This is a genomic window from Methylocaldum sp., from assembly GCF_035627495.1.
GTDB lineage: Bacteria > Pseudomonadota > Gammaproteobacteria > Methylococcales > Methylococcaceae > Methylocaldum.
The window spans coordinates 1-1132 of the sequence record NZ_DASPLO010000107.1; the positions used below are offsets into that span (position 1 = coordinate 1).

Annotated in this window: 2 protein-coding genes; both read right to left on the bottom strand. The window is 59.3% G+C overall.

The features are described from left to right. Nucleotides 1-19 precede the first annotated feature (19 nt). Complete coding sequence (locus VEB01_RS09080) at nt 20-598, bottom strand: IS630 family transposase (protein WP_324874738.1); 579 nt, start codon at nt 596-598, stop codon at nt 20-22. After that, a complete protein-coding gene (locus tag VEB01_RS09085) occupies nt 526-1071 on the bottom strand; it encodes a helix-turn-helix domain-containing protein (RefSeq protein ID WP_324874739.1) in 546 nt (181 codons plus the stop codon). Before VEB01_RS09085 ends, VEB01_RS09080 begins: the two co-directional genes overlap by 73 nt. Between the last annotated feature and the right edge of the window lie 61 nt (nt 1072-1132).

A 1132-nucleotide genomic window follows, 5' to 3' on the forward strand; every position in this document is an offset into this window, starting at 1 on the left:
CCTAATTCCATTTTTCAATCTATAGTGCATTAACAATCCAAGACCAGGCGGTGATGGAATAAACGCGTGCTGGATCGTTTTCGAGATCCCGCAAGGTGTGCTCCAAGTGGTCTTCCAAAGCGTTGAGACTGTCAAATACCCGGTTATGAAAAGACTTCTCGCGCAGTTCGTCCCATAGATGCTCGACCGGGTTCAGTTCGGGCGCATAGGGTGGCAAGAACAACAGCCGGAGATTGGGCGGCAGCTGAAACTGCTCGCTCTTGTGCCACCCGGCCCCATCCACCACCAACACGATCCTTTCGCGCGAATAGCGCGAAGCGATTTCCTCAAGAAACAGGTGCATGCAAGCCCCGTTCACGTGCGGCAAAATCAGGCTATCCAAGCGCCCATCCAGGGGCGAGACCGCCGCATAGGCATAGGTATAGTCCTGGGTGATCATGGCCTGGACGAGCGGGCGGAACGGTTTGGGACACCAACAGCGCCGAGTATCCGCAATCCGCCCGAACCGGGCTTCGTCCTGAAACATCAGCCGGATGGGGCCGGTTCCTTCGAACCCTTGGACGACTTCTGCGAGTTTCTCGGGGAGTTTTTTTTCCACGCCTCCTGAGCCGCCGGATCCGCTTTCGGATGACGCTTGTCCGGCGCCAATTTGCGCCAGCCCTGCCGGTGCAGCATCCGATAGACGGTGGAAAGCGCCACCGGCCGGCCCAAGTAGGACTCCAGCGCCGCCTGGATCGGCGGGACCACCAACACCCCGCCGGCCTTCGCTTCCTCCAGATACGGCGCGAGAAACACCGCTTCCTGTTCCGGCGTCAAGAGTTCCCGGCGCCGTCCGCCTCTCGGCGGCTTTGGGCTTTCTTCACCCTGGACAATCCGCTCGAAGCGGCGCCGCAACCGGCACGCCCAGCCGGGCGAAACGCCGATCACGGCGGCGGTTTGCCGTAGGGTTAACCCCAGCTCCAAGGGTAAGACTACCGCTTGCGCCATCTTCAACTCGTCAACACTCCGGGCCGTCTCCAGAACCCCTTTGGCCTGCTCCAAAACGGCCCGTCCACTCGCGGGTCTCGCCATGGCAGTTCACATCTGAAATAACATGCCATATTGTTATCCTTATGATCGCGAAATGGAATTA